The following is a 17,450-nucleotide window of genomic DNA, read 5'->3' on the forward strand; positions in this document are numbered from 1 at the left end:
AACGGGCTGGTGGAAACGCCAGTACCGCGCCCTCGGCCGACTCCACTGATCGAGCGGGCCTTCTCCTCCAGCTCCGCCCAGTCCGCCTCGTCCCAGGACCCCTCGACGACCAGGGCGGTGTGCGCGGAGACCATCAGCTGGTGACGGGACCGCTGACCCCAGTCCAAGGCCCGCTCCGGGCCCTCCAGCTGCGGCATGTCGAACTTCGTCGCCCACTCGACGGCAGCCTGCTGCTCCTCGGCCCGCTTCGCGGCGAGCCACTCTTCCTTGGACTCGGTGTCGGCGTCGCGAGACGCCTTCCAGCATTCGCTGCAGTCCTTGGCCGCGAGCCAGCGGGCGAAACCGGCCCGCTTGTCGGCGGGACGCTTCGAAAGGTCATGGACGACCTGGTGGGAGCACGAGTGCTCGACGGTCCACTGCGTACGGACAGCCATAAAGGATTCTCCTCAAGTAGGTTGCATTAGAAGGGTGTTGGCCTGCTGCTCAGGGGGCTTTGTGTCGGCCTGAGAGCGGGCGCCGGTGTCGGCCGCGCCGGGCGATGTGCCCGGCGGGGGCGAGGTGCGGGCGTGCCGCGAGCAGGACCGTGAGTGCGAAGGCCGCGCCGGCGGCGGGGAGTGCGGCGCCGGCGAGTGCGTGGTCGGCGAGGCGTCCGGCGAGGGCGGTGCCCGTGGACTGCCCGACACCGATCGAAAGGATCAGCCACGCGTACGCCTCGCTGGTGCGGCCCGCAGGAGCGAGCGCATCGGTGGACTGGTAGGCGCAGGCCACCACCACGGTGAGCAACGCGCCGGGGACGGCGACCGCGATGGTGGCCGCGGACGGGCCCAGCAGCGCGAGGAGCGGGAGCCACCCGGCCAGGAACACGGCTCCTGCGGTGACCAGGCGGCCGGTGGTGGAGCTGGCCCAGGATCGGTGGCCGTAGACGAGACCGCCCAGGAGGCTGCCGGTCGAGAACGCGGCGGGGATGATGCCGGACAGCATGTCCTGCCCGTGCTGCTCGGCCATGGCGATGGCCCACACGTTCATGCCTCCGATGGCGAACCCGACCCCGGTGAGGGAGATGAACAGCAGCACCAGGCCGGGACTGGTCAGCCTGCGTACCCGGCCGGCGTCCTCGCTCGCGGGCCGTGCGGGGCGCCAACGCCGGGAAGGCGGCGCGAAGGCGACAGCGGCAGTGCCCACCAGGCCGAGGACGGCGGTGACATTCAGCGCGAGGGACGGCCCGTACGCGGAGGCGAGCGCGGCGACGAGCAGCGGGCCGACGATGTACAGCAGGCCCTGCGTGCCGGTGTCGAGGGCGAGCGCGGCGTGTCGCAGCCGGGGGTTGGGCAGTACGCTCGGCCACAGGGCCCGGAGTCCGGCCTCCAACGGTGGTGTGGTCAGACCGGCGGCGACGACGATCGCCGTGGCGAGGGCCGGTCCACTGTGCGGGCCGGCCAGGGGCAGGGCTACCAGAAGTGCGGAGTTGAGCAGGGCGGCGGGGAGGTGCACGGCGCTTTGGCCGTGGCGGTCCATCAGGCGTCCCTTGACCGGCTGTGCCACCGAGGAGGCCAGCCCGTACAGGGCGCTGAGCAGTCCGCCGAAGGCGATGCTGCCTCCGGTCGCGGTGACCCACAAAACGATGGCGACGGGGGCCATGCCGTTGGGGAGGCGGCCGGTGAGGGTGCCGCCGAGCAGGCGGGCGACGTACGGGCTGCCCAGCACCGCGCCATAGGTGATGCGCGGCGTGGGGGCCGGTGGTGCGGTCAGGGACAACGGGGGTTTTCTCTCGGGGAGTGGCGCCTAGCGGTGGCGGACGGTCGCGGCGGCTCGGGGCGGTGGCACGGGCGGTGTGGTGTCCACGGCGGGACGCGGGCGGGCCCGTGGCACAGGGACGCGGTGCGGCGGCAGGACGGCGACGGTCGCGCCGAGGTCCTCTGCGGCCTCGTGCACTTCGGTGGTGAGGAAGTCGATCTGCCGGCCGAGTGCGGCAAGGCGGGCGGCGATCTGCCGGCCTTGCACGGTCTCCAGTGCGGAGCTGAACTGGCCTGCGGTTTCCAAGAGTTCCTTGAGGCGGACCATCGGGCCCGCGTCGTATCCGTGCTGGGTGGCGGTGAGTAGCGCGTTGGATGCGTCACCGGCGGCCTGTGCTTCGGTGACGTCCCGGATGAGTTCCTGCAGGGATATCTCAGGGACGGGCTCCGGGCGGTTGAACCGCGAGACGTCCGCCCGCAGTACGCCGGGCGGGACAGCGGCGGGCAGCGCCTGCCCGGCCTCGTATTCGTGGGTGTAGTGCCCGATCACCTGACAGCCCGGTGCGTCCGGGTCGCCTCGCAGAGCGATCACCGTCGAGTCGTCGTCTTCGACCAGGTAGGCGAGGGTGATCGGCTGGCCGTCAGCCGCGAACCACGACTCGATCAGATCCAGTTCCCCTCGCCTCTGCGCGACCCGGGCCCTCTCGGTCCACATCTGCTGTTCGTCGCCGGTCAGCGGGGTCTGGGGCTGCTGGTGCTGGTCGGCGAGGTTGGCGGCGATGGCGCTGTGGTCCGCCCAGGCGGTGAGGTGAGGCCACAGGGCCGTGTGCTGCGCATGTTCGGCTGCCGAGCCGGGGGCGGCGGGCCGATCCAGGGCGTGGCGGATCTCGGCGGTGGAGGCGGCGAGGCCGTCGAGTACGGTGCGCCACCCGGTGGTGTGGCGGGCAGGCGGCAGCTCGTCGAGAGCACGGTGGGCGGCATCCAGCAGTGCATCGGCGTACGGGGCGAGATGTGTGGTGTATGCCTCGACGGCTGCCTGGTAGCGCTGGGCGCGGGCGGTTGCCGCGGCGCCCGGGTGAACGGTGCGCCCGTAGCGGTCCCGTGTCGTGTCGAGCGCGGTCTCGGCCTTCAGGTCGATGGCGGCCATCCGCAGTCGGAAGTCACGAGCTCGGCCAGCAAGGCTGGATGCCGACGGGACGGGGCTTGCGGGGGCCGGCTCGCTTCCGGGCGTCACCGGGAGCGCCCGGCACCCGAGGCCGTCAGGTGGACGGTCGGCGCGTAGGAGGGCTTCGGCGGGATCGGACGGGCCGAAGGCGGCGAGGTGGTGGGCGGCGTACCGCGCTGCGTCGTCCGGCCGGCAGCAGCTTGGGCGAGGCGGCTGCGGCGCTCCAGAAGCCCATTCGGCAGAGCCGGACGCGGCGGGCCGGGCGAGGCTGCGGGATCAAGGACGATGTCGGCGTGCACTGCATATCCCTGACGACGCAGGTCAGTTACGGCCTGGCGTGTTCGACGGTGGCCATCGCGCTCGGGTTCACTGAGCCGGTACAGCCCGGGTGTGGTGGGGACGGGCTCGAACTGCTCGCGGGTCAGGAACCATTCGGCCAGGTGCTGGGGCAACTCTGGGGAGGCGGCGGCGACGAAGCCCAGGTCGGGGTGGGTACCGAAGCGGAATTGGTCAGACAGGGGAAGTCCTCTTCTCTACGGCATTTACAGGTGTGCGTTCGCCGCTGGCCGGGACGCAGGGGGCTGGGCCGGGCGGGTGGTGAGCAGACGGGGGCTGGGCGCGGACAGGGCCACCTGCCCGCCGGGGACGGCGGCGCGGGCCTGGCGCTCGAACGCCTCGCTGTCCGCGAGCCAGGTCTCGATCGCGGGTAGGACGGCGGTGCCGAGCGTGCTGCGCACCTGGCTCCACTCGTGGGCCGGCAGGACCGCGGGGATGGAGTACAGCTCCGTGCGCAGGTCATTGAAATCCGCCCACGCGTCCTGGCTGCCGGCGAGTGCGTCGCGCAGCCGGGCCATCGCGGCAGCGTCCTGGGGCCAAGGGCTCGCGGTGGGCCGGCACCGGCTGAGCAGGAGCGGGGCGTGCTGCAGGACGTCACGGAAGGAGAGCCAGGCGTGGTCGGCGAATGCACGCTCCATCTCCGGCAGCAGGCGCGAGTTGGCGAGCGGCACGCCTTCGCTGAACCGGCCGGACTCCTTGACCGCCTGCAGCGTCTCGTGCTCCGGACGGATCCGGTCCAGTGCGGTCATGACGGTGTCGAGCCGCCGGTGGTGCAGGGCCCTGCGGTAGGCGGGCAGGAAGGTGTGGGCGACAGCGCGTGCGGCGAGGTCCGTCGCAGCGGGCAGCGGGATGCTGCGCGGCGCGTTCGGCTCGTCCCAGTTGTCGTCGTACTCCTCGGTGGCGAAGGCGCCCACCAGGTAGCCGCTGGCGTGCCCGGGACGTTCGATCAGCATCAGCTCGGTGCCGGCCTGGTTGTTCAGCACCACCGCACACGGAATATGGACGTCGAGCATGGCCTTCAGGAGGTCTCCGCTGTCCCACAGCGAGCCGACGATGTCCTCCTGCCAGTGCTTGCGGGGATAGATCTCCACCTTTGCGCTCCAGGTGCCGGGCAGTCGGGCGGCGATCTCCTGGCCGGTGTCGCCGAGGTAGGGGCGGCTGCTGGTGGTGATGCTCGCGCCGTGTTCGTGCGCGCGGTGCACCAGGGCGCTGGCGGTGTCGCGGGCTTCCTGTGCCTCGCTCAGCGGGGCGGCGAAGGCGCCGCCGGGCAGGCGGCTGAACCCGGCTTCCTGCAGGGCGTCACGGGCCTGGAGGAACTCCTCGCCGGCAGCGATGGCGACGAGGCCGTGGGTGTGGCTGGTCGAGAGGATGATTTCCGCGGTGGGCGGGTTGGTCATGTGGGTAGTCCCGAGGTCAGAGGCGCGCGCGAGCGGGCGGCCCTGCGGCAAGTTCCGGCGGCCGGACACTGAGCGCGGGCGTCGGCTGGTGGTCGCGGAGGAGGGAGCGCAGGCTGCGGCCGTACTGCCAGGCGTGCTCGCGGGCCGCCGTCTCCAGCAGGTCGTATCCGGGCTGGGCCGTGAGCTGGCCTGCGTGCTTTCGGTATCTGTACACGGGGGTGGGCAGCAGAATCCCGGGGGCGAGATTCGATATGCCGACGGCCGTGCAGTAGTCCTCGCCCTGGACGAGGCCACCCATCGGGGCGGCGCGTACGAGTTCGGTGCGAGCGAGGATCGTCGTCGGCCCGATCGGAATGGTGTCTGCCGGGGACTTCCAGTACGTCCACACATCGCCGGCCTCGTGCCGGCCGGGCGGGGCGGGGCACCGCCACAGTCGAGTGGTCCCGTCCAGGTATCGGTCCTCACTCCATCCGGCACACCAGCCAACCCCGGCCGATTCCAGAGTGTTCAGCCGCACGGACATGGCGTCGTCGGTGAACTCATCGTCGTCGTCAGCCCAGTTGCAGTACGGGGTGCGGACCAGCGGGAGGGCGAGGTTTCGGGCGCATGCGGCGCCGACCGGGCGAGGCAGGGCAAGGGTGCGGACGCGAGAGTCCTGTGCGAGCGGGGCGGGCAGGCGGTCGGGAGAGACCCCGTCGAGCGAGATGATCGCCTCCCAGGGAACGGACTGCCGGGTGAGGCTGGCGTGCATGGCGCTCAGGTAGCCGAGCCGGTCCTCCCGCAGGCGGCTGGCGATGATGACGGTGATCAGGGGCGTGGCGTGCGGGGGCAGAGGAGTCTCCGGAGACGAAGGGGCGACTAGCGGTGCGCGACGGTGCGCTGAGGGCTGGCCGTCGCGGGGACTGCGACAGGTGCGTTCTGGGGCGCCGTGTTGCGGACAGCCTGGATGACCGGTGCGGGATCGAGGGAGGACCAGTGCTCCGGGTCGTCGCTGAAGACGGTGCGAGGGTCGGTGGACCAGTCCACGAGCGGGCCGAGGTCTTCGTGGAGCAGGCTGACCACTTCGATGCCTTCCCTGTGCAGGATGTAGCCCCACTGCATGTCCTGGGCGTCAGCGGTGTAGTCGGTGACCGTCATGCGCACCGGCGGGGACCCGTTCGGGGTGATCAGGTTCAGCGGGCGGCTGGGCCACTGCTCACCGCCGGTCAGCGCGGCTATGAGCGCGGGCGGGGCGTCGTCGAGGAGATCGGTTCCCAGCTGGTCCCAGCCGATGGCGACATTGTCGACAAGGTGGCAGGACATGGCCTCTAGGTCGCGCCCGAACTTGTGGTGGTAGGCGGTCAGGAGCAGGGGGAGGTGGTGGCTGGGTACTCCGTCGAGGCGGACTTGGATACCGCTGTAGTGCAGGGGGTCGGTGGGGCGGGCGATGAAGGATCGAGTGGACAGAGAGGTCTCCACAGTCGGGATGTTGGCGTTCGGAGTCGGTCAGCGCGGTGCACGGTGCGTGCGGGCCGGAGCGAGCGGAGGCGGGCCGGCCGGAGCGGACGGAGAGAAGCCCTGCGTTCCGCTGGCGGAGGCAGCGTTGTTGTCGCCTTCCGGAAACGTGGGACTGAAACCGATGTCGGCCAGCCGCTGCGCGGCCTGGCGGGTGCGGGGAATGGGGTCCTCGACGGTCTCGGGCAGGTAGCACTTGCCGGACGCGGGGTCGAGGAGGAAGCCTTCTCTTCCCAGGAGTTCGTACAGGGCGCGCGCGTAGACAGTGGTCACGCGGGGCCTGCCGTCGGTGCCGAGGGTGATGTCGACGGGCAGGTGTGGTCCGGCGCCAGCTCTGCTCTGCGCCATCATCGATGCGACGCGGTAGTCGAACAGCTGACGGCGGCGGACCAGAGCGGCGGCGCGCACCGGATCGGCGGGAACCGTGACGGCCTTAGGGGCGGCGACCCCGGCAGTGTGGTCGTGCTTGGTCCCTGCGGGGAGCATCGGCGCCACGACGAACTGGCTTTTTCGGGAGGGGTGTTCGGTGACGTACAGCTGGATTCCGCTGGCCGAGGTGAGGACCGACCGGTGGGTCGGGGAGCTGCGGTGCGCGGTGTAGGCGAGGGGGCCGGAGTTCCAGATGCGGTCGCTGGCCGGGTCTTCTGCCAGTGACGTGGGGTGGGCTTCGGCCTGCCAGCGGCCGGGCAGTCGGGTGCCGACGGCGTGGACGAATGCGGTGAGGTTGTGGTGGGGCAAGGGCATCTCCGTGGGCTGCTGTCCGGGGCCCGGACCAGCGGGCGGGGCCCCGGAGGGTTGGGGGAAGCCGGGCCCGATTCGGCCCTGGGGTGAGGGGATGGCCTACGCGCGGTCCGACCATCCGGAAGCGACTGGCGGGCCGGAGGCGTCGGTGCGCGCGCAGGTGTAGCCGATGAGCCGGGACGGGGCGGCCTTCGCGGGGACGGTGGCGGCGTCGTTGCACACGAACGTGTACTGGATGGAGCTGCGCGGCACGCCGTGGAGCCAGGCCCGGTCGTCCTTGCCGGGGTTGATCTGGAGGCCGGAGTGCGCGACGGCGTCGGTCTGGGTGTGCGTGTGGGAGAAGAGGATCAGGGCGCCGCCGTCGCTCGTTTTGAGCGCGTAGGCGTCCTTGTAGCGGTTGGCGGCACCGGCGAAGACGGTGGTGCCCTGGTCTCCGTACCGGGTGCCGGTCTTGTCGTGGACCTCGATCTGCTGCTTGCTCGCCACGGTCGGCTCGAAGACCTTCGTGCCGGTATTCATGCCGCCGGTGGCGAAGTTGTCGAGGACCGCGGACCGCAGAAGGTCAGCGCCGGCTGCCAGTTGCTTGTTGCCGTTGGCGGCGACGGCCGTTGCGTAGCCGTCCTGGTCGAGGGCGACGTCGGGCAGCTTCTTGCCTTCAGGGTCGACGACGGAGACCAGCTCCCAGCGCTTGTTCTGGGGTCGTTCGGCGAACACGGCCAGGCGCGAGGGTGCCTTGCCCTTCTGGTCCGAGAGTGCGGCAGCGAACCAGCGGTCCTGTCCCGGGGTCAGCCGCGGGATGTACAGCTTGGCGCTCGCGGTGTCGTAGGACCACGGCTTGTACGGCTTGCGGTCAGCCTTGGGCAGGCCCTCGGTCTCGGTGTAGTCCGAGACGGACATCGCGTACAGCGGGCCGTCCTCGGCAGTGTCGAGCAGGGCGCGGTCGCGTGTGGCGTTGGCCTCGTTGTTGATCTTTGCGTAGTGGGTGATGACGTCCCGGGCCTGGGTGGTACTGAGGGCGGGCGTCGGCTTCGGCGTGGTGCGGGCGCTGGGGCCCTTCTCGTTGCCGTGGCTGTTGCTGTCGTTGGCGCAGCTGGTCAGAGCCAGGGCGAGAGCGACGGCGGAGCCGAGCAGCGGCAGGGTGCGACGGGCAATACGGATGGGGGCTCCAGAGTTCTTCAGGTCGGTGATCAGTGAGTGCGGGGGGTGGCGGTCGGCGTGGCGGGTCGTGGGGCGACGGGTACCGGGGACGGAGCTTGGGCGCTGCGGGGGGTGCGCGGCGGGGTGAGCCGTTCGGTGTCGGCGTAGAGCTGGCGGCCCGCCTCGTGGAGGTGGCGGCGGGCGCTGTCGAGCCGGTCGTCGAGTGCGGTGCGCAGGGAACGCTCGGTTTTGGCGCGTTCCGAAGAGCGGGGTAGGCGGGCAACCTGGTGCAGGCCGCCGGCGTGGGCGACGGCTTCACCGAGGTCGGCGAGGGCGCGTCCCACAGTGCCCGCGACGCGCGTCAGTGCGGTGACGCGGCGCTGAGTTGCCTCGTCCGTCTGACCTGGACGGCCGGTCGTCTCACGGTCGGCGTACGCGGCGGCGGTCGCGATGTGGATGAACAGTCCGGCGATCTCGCGGGCGCTTTCGTCCAGTTCGTCGAGGCTGTCGCGGGGGAACTGCGATATGCCGGTGAGCGGCATCTCGTCGGCCGCCCGGTAGATGCGCTCGGCCACTGCGCGCAGTTGGCTCATGGCGTCGTATTCGGAAAGCAGGGGAACTCCGTGGGGCACGTGCGGTCTGGATCAACGGTGGTGCGCGCGGGCGGTCTGCGGTGGCGCAGGCGGAAGCCCGGGGCTGGTGCGGGGTGCGCAGTGGCGGAGGTTCACGCCGATGCCCTTGGCGGTGAGCTGTTGGGCCACGGCCTGGACGCGGAGTGCGTGCACGCTCTCGCCGAGTTCGGCGGACAGGAGGAAGGCTGCCTGGTGCGGGTGGTAATTGAAGCCGGCGTCGTACAGCGTCGTACGGGCATCAGGTGGCACGCTTTTGTACGGAGCGCCCAGGGCTCCGTCGTCGTACATCGTCAGGGTGAGGACCTGGGAGACCTGTGGTGGGGCGGGGCGGTGCGGGGGTTCGGGTTGGTCCACCGCGTAGCGGAACAGCTCGTGCAGAGCCTGCTCGTATCGGGGCAGTACCCGGCGGGTGACGTCGGCGGCGGCACGCGCGGGGTCGTTGGCGACGGCGATGCCGTGGGGTTCCTCGACCTCGTCGAAGTGATGGGGCTTGAGGTCATCGTCGTCGGGTTCGAGCGGGGCGACGACGAACTGGCGCGGATTCCGGGGCCTGTCGCTGACGTAGAGCCGCTGGTTCTCGGGGCCATGCAGGACGGCGTCGTGAGCGAGAACGTACGTGCTGACGATGTAGCCGACGTGGCCGGAATCCCAGAGCTGGTTGGTGGTGGGGAACTGGTCCTTGTACTCCGCGTGGCGCTGGTACGTGCTGGTCCAGGCGCCGGGCAGGCGCTCGGCGAGGCCGGCGGCGAAGGCGGAGAGGTCGGTGCGTTGCGTGGGCATGGGCTCCTGGGTGCGACGCGGATGGGTTGCGGCATCAGCGTGTGTGCCGTGGACGGGCGGGAGGAAGGGCGGTAGGCGGCAGGGCTGGCGCGTGGGTCGAGAGTGCTGCTGGCCGGTGGGGCTGCGGGGGTGCGGTAAGGGAGCGCATCCGTTCCTCGGCCACGTGCAGCACCTCCCCGAGGTTCCTGATCTCGGCAGCGGCGTCCGCGAAGTCGTATGACAGATCGAAGCCGTCGTCCTCCTCAGCTTCCTTTGCCTTCTCCCCGGCTGCTTCGAAGAATTCGCCGAGCCGCTCCAGCAGGCCGTCCGTCGGGTCCAGGATCTGGTGCAGCAGCTCGGCGGCCTCCACATGCGAGTCGGTTCCGTTGAGCCGGTCGGTGAGAGCGAGGAGAGCGTCGCCGTAGAGGTAGGCGCCGTGTTGCTCCTTCCCGGCCGCACCGTGCTGGGCTTGGTGAGCGCCGCGCTGTTTGACTGCCGACACGAGCGGGTCTCCGGCCGACGAGGGAGGAACGGCGAGCAGCCCGAGCTGGATGAGCCGCTGGTCGACGGCCTCGATCAGGTGTGAGGCACTGCCACCGTGGCGTGCTTCGGGCCGCTCCGGGGCGCTGGGATCGGTGGAGGGAGCCGAGTCGTAGATCAACTCGAACAGCTCATGGCGCTCGGTGTGCTGGCGGGTCACGATCCACCCCTCCGGGTCCCCCGGCAGACGGTCCGGAGGAGGCTCCTGCGGCGGGCTGATGATCAGGTAGCTGTCGTCGGGGAGCGACACGCGGACGATGTAGGCACTGAGGCCGAACTCGATGTCGCACTCCAGCCCGCGCTGCCGCAGGGGTGTAGTGAGGTGTGCGTGGCGCTGCCACAGCACCTCCCACCGAGAGGTGTGCACATCGCGGTGGTCGGGGAGCGGAGCGAGCGGAGAAGCATCACCCGGCATGTCGCGCGTACCAGCGCGGACGGCGTACGGGGTGCCCTTGCCGTCAGCGGGCACGGTTGCTCCCGTGCGGGGCACGCGTACGGCGCAGGGACGGCATCCGGCGTGCGGGCTGCGGCGGTTGCTGCGGCGGTGGTAGCGGGGAGAAGTCGAATTCGTACTCGTCGTACGTGTCGATCAGGCCGTGTTCCATCTGCGCTTCGCGGTCGGCGACCTGATCCATCAGGTCATCGTGTTCGGCTTGGCACTGCTGGTACTCGGCCCAGTCTGCGTCGCTGTAATGGGCGGGGCGGTTCAGGGTGCTCCTTGGCTGTATGGCGCCGGCATCGGCACTAGCGCGGGCTATCGGTGGCGCGTGCTCGGCCTTGGCGGCGGAGGCGTTACTGCTTCCTGGAGGGTGTACGTCGGGAAGAAGCGGTGGAGGTCGAGGTGGGCGTGGAGTTCCTTGACCGCGTCACGGAGCGATTCCGACGACCGCCGCAGATAGGCACGGGCGGTGGCGTGGTGCACGGCCATGCGGTTTTCCAGGAACTGATTGTCGCGGGACTGGGGTAGGGCCAGAGCGGCTTCTGCGGTGTCGGCGAAGTGCGGGGCTGCGTAGCTCGACATGGTGGCGGCCGTCGCGAGGTGGGTGAGGACGGTGCTGCCGGCTCGATTCGTGCTGTGCGGGGTCCGGGCGAACTCGGCGACCATTTGGACAACGCCGTGGGCGAGGGACTGTGCGATTTCGGAGTGCTGGATCAGGTCGGCGTATGAGGCCGAGGCGGGCACGTGACCGGTGTCGTCCAGCAGGTGCCACTGTTCGGCGGAGCCAGCGAGTTTGGCCCTCATCTCGTCGAGTGCTCCGATAAGTTGGAGGGTGTCGTCGCGGGGTATCAGTTCGCGTTGGATATCGGGATTCATGAGCCCCTTTGCTTTTCAATGCATGCGGGCGTCGGTGTCGAAGAGCGCCAGCTCGTGGCTGTGCAGGAGGTGCTGCACGATGAAAGATCGTCCGGCGACTTTCCAGAGCCCGCGGCCCCGGTTGAGGTGCGCGATGGCGTCCATCTCCACGGACGTCAGGCCGAGCAGCGAGGCCGCAGCGTGAAGTTGGTCGGTTTCCTGGCGGTAGATGATGCGGGTGCTGCAGTCGGCGAGGAGGCCCTCGGCGAGCGCGCGGCCTTGCGAACCGGCGTCGCCTGCGGTGAGCAGGTCGGACAGCCGGTGGATGACCATGAGGTTGGCGATGCCGAGGCCGCGGCTCAGCTTCCACTGGGCCTGCATGCGTTGCAGGAGGCCGGCGTGGCGCATCAGGCGCCATGCCTCGTCGTACACGATCCAGCGCCGCCCGCCGTTGGGGTCGGTGAGGGCGGATTCCATCCAGGCGGAGGCGCAGGTCATCGCCAGGACGAGCGCGGTGTCGTCGCCGGAGCCGCCGAGTCGGGACAGGTCGATGGTGAGCATCGGCGCGTTGGGATCGAAGGCCACGGTGGAGGGGGCGTCGAACATGCCGGCCAAGTCACCGTGAATCAGCCGCCGCATGGCGTGGGCCAGGTCTCGGGCTGCGTCACCGAGTCGTCCTGACATCATCCCGGCGGCCTCGTCGAGCGCGACGGGGTTGTTGAGGGTGGCGGCGACGTCCCCGAGGAGCGGGGTGCGGCCGGTGTCGGTGGCATGGGTGACGACGGTGTCGAGGGCGATGTCCAGGGCGGTGTGTTCCATGGGCAGCAGGTCCCGGCCGAGGACGGTCCGGGCGAGGGAGCCGAGGAGGAGGAGGCGCCGCTTGCGAATCTCACCGACCCAGTCGGCCTCGGCGATGCTCTCCGGGCGTGGGGCCGCGTCCAGGGGGTTGAGCCTGCCGGGGAGCCCGGGGCCGAGGGCAACGGACGTGCCCCCCAACGCGTTGGCCACGGGCGTCCACTCGCCCTTGGGGTCGCACGGCACGTAGACGCGGTAGCCGAAGGCGACCGAACGCAATGCGAAGCTCTTTGCCAGGGCGCTCTTGCCCTGGCCGATCACGCCGGCCAGCAAAATGTTGGGGTTGGTGAAACCTTCGATTTTGCCGTACAGGGCGAACGGGTCGAAGACGAACGATGCCTCGGCGTGGACGTCTCGGCCGATGTAGATGCCTTCGGCGCCGAGGCCCCCTTCGGCGAGGAAGGGGTAGGCGCCGGCGGCCACGGCGGTCGTCATGCGGTGGGCGGGCAGCTTCAGCCGGTTCTTGCGGGCCGAGGCGGGTCCTGGGCGTCCGCTCGGGGGGTAGAGCGCGGCGGGAGTCTCGTTCTCGGCGGGAGTGCCGCTTGCCGGATGAGTGCTTGCTTCGGCACGGGCCTTGGCGGTGGCTTCGGAGAGTTGGCGGCGGGCCTCTTTGCGGCTGGCCCGGTCCGTTCCGTGGGGGGTGAACAGGGGGCTGGCGCTGGCGCGGCGGGCTCGACGGGCGGGCCGGTGGTTCATCAGGGGCCCTCGATTCTGCGGGTGGTGCTCATCGCACGCAGGCCGTGGTGTGCGAGCGGAGATCGGTGGGAGTGGTCTTGCGCCGGATGACGTGTCCGGCAGTGAGGTGGCGCTGGCAGATAGTCAGCACGGGTGGTCCGTCGGGGAGCCGTTCCGGATGGCATTCGTTCGTCTGGGTACTCTCTGGCGCCGTGTGGCTGGGCAGTAGGTGGAAGGCGGAGTGGATCTCGGTGGTGGCCTGCCAGAGGCGCGTGTGCGCGGTGGTGAGGTGCCGGCCTGCGGCGGGGTGCGGCGGCCGGGCGGTCTCGGCGAGCCGGTCGAGGAGCTGGTGCAGGGCGGTGAGGTGAGCGTGGAGTACGTCGAGGTGCACACGGTCGACTGGCTTGGCCGGGGCGACGCCCGGTTGCACCAGGGCGCGGGTGTGGTGGCGGACTCCGGCGCTCGCTGCCCGGAGATAGGGATGCGCGTCGTTCGGACGCGTGGGAGAGGTCAAAGGTGGCGGTCCTTCCTGCCGGGAGACAGGGGCTGTGGCGGTCGCCGCAGTGCGATCGACTGGCGGCGGGCTTGGCCAAGACCTCATCCACCAGGTGCGGAGCGGCACCGGTGGTGAGCTGTGCCCCGGTCACAGCGCGGTCCGGGCGAGGGGCAGTGCGGTGAGCGCGAAGGCGTCGGGCTGCTGGTAGTTGAGCCGTCGCAGGTCGACTCCCGAGGTGACGGCGTGGGTCTCGATCTGTGCGCAGGCGGCGTCGAGGAGGGCATCGGTCTCGGCGGTGACGGTGACCAGGCCGGTCAGGGCGACGTCGGCGTGTCCTGCGATGAGCTGACGCTCTCGTGTCTTGACGTCGGCGTACTCGACGGAGTCCTCTTCGCTGTCGACCTGTCCCTTGCGGGCGCGCTCGTTCGCGTCGGCGATGATCGCAGCCTTCTTCCGCTGGACGTCCCGCAGTGCGGACTCGAGCCCCTGGGGCGCGTATATAAGGGACAGGCTGCGCCGTACTCCGGCCGTGAACATGATCCCGTGGAGGAAGCCCGCTCCCATCTCGGTCCTCGGCCAGTTCTCCACCCAGTACGTGGCGTGGCGGGCGGAGTCGGTGGCGAGGCGGTCGTACTCCTCGAACTGGACGACGGGGCCGGCGGCTGCGGGGTCCGCCTCGGCGCGGCCGGTCTCCGACCACTGCTGGAGTGCGGCGAGGGCCTTGGGGTCGTAGGCGGTGCGCACGACGGCGGCGATCTCCCGCGAGCTCAGCCACCCCGCCACCATCAGTCCGGAGTTCCGGGCGGCCTGGGCGATGGACGCGGTGGTCTGCTCCATGACGGTGAACGCGCCAGGCAACCCGCCGCCTGCCTGCGAGATCAGGCGCCTGGCGGCCTTCAGGTCGAGGGAGATGGCGAGGTAGGTCTCGTGCGGCGCGGCGGCGGGGCCGGCCGAGGCGACCAGCTCGGAGTAGATCTGTCCGGCGACCGGGGCCTGGGGCTGACCGCTCTGGGCCCAGTGGCGAGTGAGGGTGTCTCCGCTGTCGGGGACGGTGCGCTCCAGTACCTGGACGGTGGCGATGTGCCCGGTGCGGGCGATGCCTGCCAGTGCGCGTCCCCAGCTGTTGACGTTGTGGTTCTGAGTGGCGGGGTCGAGCAGGACGAAGGCGCGGCTGGTGACGCGGGCGATGGCGGTCAGGGTCTGGCGGTGCGGGTCGTGCACGGCTGCGGCCCCGTTGGCTGAGTCGCCGGGCGTGACGACCTTGAGGGAGGCCGCGGTGCCGGGCAGATGGAGGACACCGTCTTGACGGGGCCGGGTGACGGGCCGGGCGAGCCAGAGTGTCTGGCCGGCGCGCCGGCGCTGGGCGTAGCGGGCGACGATCGGCGCCCAGTCGATCAGTGAGCGGCCGTGCCGGCGGATCGTGACGAGCGCACCGGTTGCAGCCCACAGCGGGGTCAGGGCGACGGCGCCGATCAGGCCGGTGGAGACCACCGTCACCAACAGCAGTGCCAACGCACCTGAAACGAGTATGAGTTGGGGAAAGGAGAGGCCGAGGAGGATGCCGCGGCGGGACCGGTGCGGGAATTTCACCGTGACCGGGGCGGCGGAGAGGTCAGTCAAGTGGCAGGTCCTGGGAGCTCTGGTGGGGCCCGGGGGCGGGAGGCGTGGAGTGCGTCCCGCCCCCGGTAAGCGGACAGAGGATCAGAGGCCGCTCGGCGGCGGCGGTGGAGCCGCTCCTCCGGTGGTGGCGTTCTGTGAGCCGGAGGACGGCGGTGCGCCCTGTGGTGGCGGGGTCGTGGTCGGCGGGGCAGACTGCCATCCGCCCTCCTGACCGGAGGCGGTGCTCGCTCCGGAGCCGCCGGGTCCGGAGCTGCCGCCCACCTGGCCGCTGGTGTCGTCGGAGGCGCTCGTCGGCGGGGGCTGGACTGCCTTCTCTACACCGGACTCGATGGCGTCTGCGCCGGGCGAGACGCCCGTGCCGCCGAGTGAACCTTCCTTGCCGCCGCCTCCCTCCGTGGGGTTGGAGGCGATGTCGCCGGGGAAGCCGCCTCCGCCGTCGGGGCCCTGCGGGGCTGCGCCTGCTCCCGCTCCGGCCGCCGCGCCGCCGGTTCCGGCGGTGGCGGCTGCGGAGGCTGCCTTGCGGGCGGCCTTCTCGGCGTGCTGCTTGGCGACCTGGGCTCCGGCACCACCGGCGCGGTGGATGGACTCTCCGTCGGTGCCGTCGGCAGCCCAGTGCACGAATTTGAAGACGGCGTAGGGGCAGAGCAACACCAAGACCATGATCACGATGCCGGCCATGACGTCGGCGAGTGCGCCGACGCCGTCCTTGGCCTCGGTCTTGCCCATGGCGGCGATGCCGAGAACGAAGATCACGGTCATCAGGAGCTTGGAGACCACGAGGGTAGCGGTGGCTTCGATCCAGCCCTTGCGCCAGCGGCGTGCGACCTCCCAGCCGCCGCCTGCTGCGGCGAAGATCGCCAGGGTGACCATGACGAGGATGCCGACCTTGCGGACCATCATCACGCACCAGTAGAGGATGGCTCCGGCGGCGGCGCCGAGCCCGGTGACCACCGGGAGGAGCCAGCCCAGCCCGGACAGGCCGGCGATCTGGTTGACCTTCACGATGCGGCGCACGGCCGTCTCGATGTTCAGGTGCGCGGTTTTGAACAGCCCGTTGGAGATGGCGTCGACCACCTCGATGGCGACGGTGGTCAGGGCGATGGCGCAGAAGGCGAACATCACGCCCGATATGGTGCCGGTCAGTGCTTGGGTGAGGGCCTGCCCGTCGCGTTTGATGGCGGCTCTGACGAGCTGCGCGCAGAATGTCGCGACGAGAAGGACCAGGCCCAGCGGCAGCAGCATCTCGTAGTTGTCGCGGAACCAGTCGGCGTTCAAGTCGACGTTGGTCGTGGTGTTGACCGCTTTGGCTGCCAAGTCGGCAGCCGCGGCGGCAAGTTCGCCGGCTGACTTCGCGAGCCAGTCGCCGATGGCCTTGCCGGGGTCGGAGGCGAAGTCGACGGCGTCACCGACGGAGCACAGCTTGTCTGCCAGGGGGAAGTCACAGAAACCCACGGGGAGTCGTTCCTCCTTTCTTGTGTCAGGCGCGGGTCACTGGGTGACGTTCGGAGCGATGGCGGCCAGGGAACAGTCGTGGTCGGGGCGGCACTGCACGGCGAGGGTCACGGCGCGCTCTTCGGCTCCGCCGCCGCCCTTCTTCCAGGCGATCTGCTGCTTGCCGTTGACGGTGACGACGTAGATGTACGCCTGCGTGATCGCGGACGGGTCGTCGGCCAGGGCCGCCTTGAACGCGGAGGGGAAGTGGCCCTCGGTGACGGACGCGCTGGCGTGCTGGTCCTGGTCGGCCATGCGCGACCAGAGGACCGGGTCGGGGACCTGGCCGGAGACCGACGCCCAGTCGGCGTAAGTGGTCTCCTCGGTCATCCACGCGCGCATACCGGCGAGTTGCTGGTCACGACTGGTGTTGCGGCTGTCGTAGGACCACAGCATTTGGGCCGCGGCCTTGGCGTACTCGACGGGCTCGGCGATCTGCGGAGGCTTGAGCACTGACCCCGATCCGGCGGCGGGCTTCGGGGCGGCCTCGGAGGAGGAAGGGCTGCTCGCCGGGGACGGGGAAGCGTGTTCCTGGCCCTGCTCGTTGCTCCCGCTCAGCCAGGCGACGGTAGCGGCGATGGCGAGCAGGGCGGTGACCACGATCGCGACGATGGCGATGCGCTTGTTGGCCGACCAGCCGATGCGGTAGGAGGACAAGGAGACGGAGGGGAATCGTTTCTGCATTACTGGACCTGCGAGCCGAGGGCCGAGAAGAACGCGACGATGCCGTTCGCGGCGCCCAGGCCGAGGGCGGCGCCGGCGGCGACGACGGCGCCCTTCTTGCCGTTGGCTTCGGCCTGGTGGCCGCCGGTGTGGTGGCCCCAGGCCCACACGCCGAGGGAGACGGCGAGGGCACCGACAACGGCGATGATTCCGAACATGTTGATGCTGTTGACGACGTTCTTCAGGACGGCGAGGCCGGGCAGGCCGCCGCCCTGGGGCTTGATGCCTGGGTCGTAGGCGAGCTGGATGACGCGGTCTGCGAGGGGAAAGGGCATGGGCGTGGTGGGGCTCCTTGCGTACGCGGGCCAGGCGAGGGGCCGGCGGGGAAGGGGGGAGGTAGCGCTCGGGGTGCGGGAGACGGC

At 70.6% G+C, this 17,450-nt stretch carries 20 protein-coding genes; 1 reads left to right on the forward strand and 19 read right to left on the reverse strand.

Annotation, left to right across the window (positions count from 1 at the left end; translation table 11 throughout):
- The first annotated feature begins 9 nt into the window (after window positions 1-9).
- Window positions 10-144, forward strand: coding sequence for a hypothetical protein (locus ACLLJJ_RS25845; RefSeq protein WP_434595836.1), 135 nt, complete (start codon window positions 10-12; stop codon window positions 142-144).
- A 339-nt stretch (window positions 145-483) separates the two neighbouring features.
- On the opposite strand, the gene ACLLJJ_RS25850 is transcribed toward ACLLJJ_RS25845, so the two are convergent.
- From ACLLJJ_RS25850 to ACLLJJ_RS25940, 19 genes are all read right to left on the reverse strand, one after another.
- The gene (locus ACLLJJ_RS25850) at window positions 484-1,755 is read right to left on the reverse strand and encodes an MFS transporter (RefSeq protein ID WP_434595838.1); all 1,272 of its coding nucleotides are present in this window, start codon (window positions 1,753-1,755) and stop codon (window positions 484-486) included.
- 27 nt (window positions 1,756-1,782) lie between these two features.
- Complete coding sequence (locus ACLLJJ_RS25855) at window positions 1,783-2,967, reverse strand: hypothetical protein (protein WP_434595840.1); 1,185 nt, start codon at window positions 2,965-2,967, stop codon at window positions 1,783-1,785.
- Window positions 2,964-3,350 (reverse strand): hypothetical protein, encoded by a 387-nt coding sequence (locus ACLLJJ_RS25860; RefSeq protein ID WP_434595842.1) that lies wholly within the window; start codon window positions 3,348-3,350, stop codon window positions 2,964-2,966. The genes ACLLJJ_RS25855 and ACLLJJ_RS25860 overlap by 4 nt, the downstream gene beginning before the upstream one ends.
- A gap of 90 nt (window positions 3,351-3,440) precedes the next feature.
- Window positions 3,441-4,631: a hypothetical protein gene (locus ACLLJJ_RS25865; protein ID WP_434595843.1), complete on the reverse strand. Its 1,191-nt coding sequence runs from the start codon at window positions 4,629-4,631 to the stop codon at window positions 3,441-3,443.
- Window positions 4,632-4,647: 16 nt separating this feature from the next.
- Entirely contained in the window at window positions 4,648-5,442 is a 795-nt protein-coding gene (locus ACLLJJ_RS25870) for a glycosyltransferase family 2 protein (RefSeq protein ID WP_185302569.1), read from the reverse strand.
- A 47-nt stretch (window positions 5,443-5,489) separates the two neighbouring features.
- Entirely contained in the window at window positions 5,490-6,098 is a 609-nt protein-coding gene (locus tag ACLLJJ_RS25875) for a hypothetical protein (RefSeq protein ID WP_434600524.1), read from the reverse strand.
- 18 nt (window positions 6,099-6,116) lie between these two features.
- On the reverse strand, window positions 6,117-6,863 hold the full coding sequence (locus ACLLJJ_RS25880; protein WP_434595845.1) for a hypothetical protein: 747 nt from the start codon (window positions 6,861-6,863) through the stop codon (window positions 6,117-6,119).
- A gap of 102 nt (window positions 6,864-6,965) precedes the next feature.
- Window positions 6,966-7,763: a hypothetical protein gene (locus tag ACLLJJ_RS25885; RefSeq protein WP_185298096.1), complete on the reverse strand. Its 798-nt coding sequence runs from the start codon at window positions 7,761-7,763 to the stop codon at window positions 6,966-6,968.
- A 290-nt stretch (window positions 7,764-8,053) separates the two neighbouring features.
- Window positions 8,054-8,596, reverse strand: coding sequence for a hypothetical protein (locus tag ACLLJJ_RS25890; protein WP_258049752.1), 543 nt, complete (start codon window positions 8,594-8,596; stop codon window positions 8,054-8,056).
- A 51-nt stretch (window positions 8,597-8,647) separates the two neighbouring features.
- Window positions 8,648-9,415 carry a hypothetical protein gene (locus tag ACLLJJ_RS25895; protein WP_185298095.1) on the reverse strand — a complete coding sequence of 256 codons (768 nt, stop codon included), beginning with the start codon at window positions 9,413-9,415 and terminating at the stop codon, window positions 8,648-8,650.
- 34 nt (window positions 9,416-9,449) lie between these two features.
- Window positions 9,450-10,403 carry a hypothetical protein gene (locus ACLLJJ_RS25900; RefSeq protein WP_374940072.1) on the reverse strand — a complete coding sequence of 318 codons (954 nt, stop codon included), beginning with the start codon at window positions 10,401-10,403 and terminating at the stop codon, window positions 9,450-9,452.
- Window positions 10,393-10,569 (reverse strand): hypothetical protein, encoded by a 177-nt coding sequence (locus ACLLJJ_RS25905; RefSeq protein WP_185298094.1) that lies wholly within the window; start codon window positions 10,567-10,569, stop codon window positions 10,393-10,395. Before ACLLJJ_RS25905 ends, ACLLJJ_RS25900 begins: the two co-directional genes overlap by 11 nt.
- A gap of 119 nt (window positions 10,570-10,688) precedes the next feature.
- Window positions 10,689-11,249 (reverse strand): hypothetical protein, encoded by a 561-nt coding sequence (locus tag ACLLJJ_RS25910; RefSeq protein WP_185298093.1) that lies wholly within the window; start codon window positions 11,247-11,249, stop codon window positions 10,689-10,691.
- Between the two features lie 15 nt (window positions 11,250-11,264).
- Window positions 11,265-12,779 (reverse strand): VirB4 family type IV secretion system protein, encoded by a 1,515-nt coding sequence (locus ACLLJJ_RS25915; RefSeq protein WP_185298092.1) that lies wholly within the window; start codon window positions 12,777-12,779, stop codon window positions 11,265-11,267.
- Between the two features lie 28 nt (window positions 12,780-12,807).
- Entirely contained in the window at window positions 12,808-13,272 is a 465-nt protein-coding gene (locus tag ACLLJJ_RS25920; protein ID WP_185298091.1) for a DUF6238 family protein, read from the reverse strand.
- 129 nt (window positions 13,273-13,401) lie between these two features.
- Window positions 13,402-14,874: an SCO6880 family protein gene (locus tag ACLLJJ_RS25925; protein ID WP_185298090.1), complete on the reverse strand. Its 1,473-nt coding sequence runs from the start codon at window positions 14,872-14,874 to the stop codon at window positions 13,402-13,404.
- 81 nt (window positions 14,875-14,955) lie between these two features.
- Window positions 14,956-16,326 carry an SCO6881 family protein gene (locus ACLLJJ_RS25930; protein WP_185298089.1) on the reverse strand — a complete coding sequence of 457 codons (1,371 nt, stop codon included), beginning with the start codon at window positions 16,324-16,326 and terminating at the stop codon, window positions 14,956-14,958.
- 36 nt (window positions 16,327-16,362) lie between these two features.
- Window positions 16,363-17,049 (reverse strand): hypothetical protein, encoded by a 687-nt coding sequence (locus ACLLJJ_RS25935; protein ID WP_185298088.1) that lies wholly within the window; start codon window positions 17,047-17,049, stop codon window positions 16,363-16,365.
- On the reverse strand, window positions 17,049-17,363 hold the full coding sequence (locus tag ACLLJJ_RS25940; RefSeq protein WP_185298087.1) for a DUF6112 family protein: 315 nt from the start codon (window positions 17,361-17,363) through the stop codon (window positions 17,049-17,051). Before ACLLJJ_RS25940 ends, ACLLJJ_RS25935 begins: the two co-directional genes overlap by 1 nt.
- Window positions 17,364-17,450: the final 87 nt, after the last annotated feature.

The organism is Streptomyces sp. A5-4 (genome assembly GCF_051131715.1).
GTDB lineage: Bacteria > Actinomycetota > Actinomycetes > Streptomycetales > Streptomycetaceae > Streptomyces.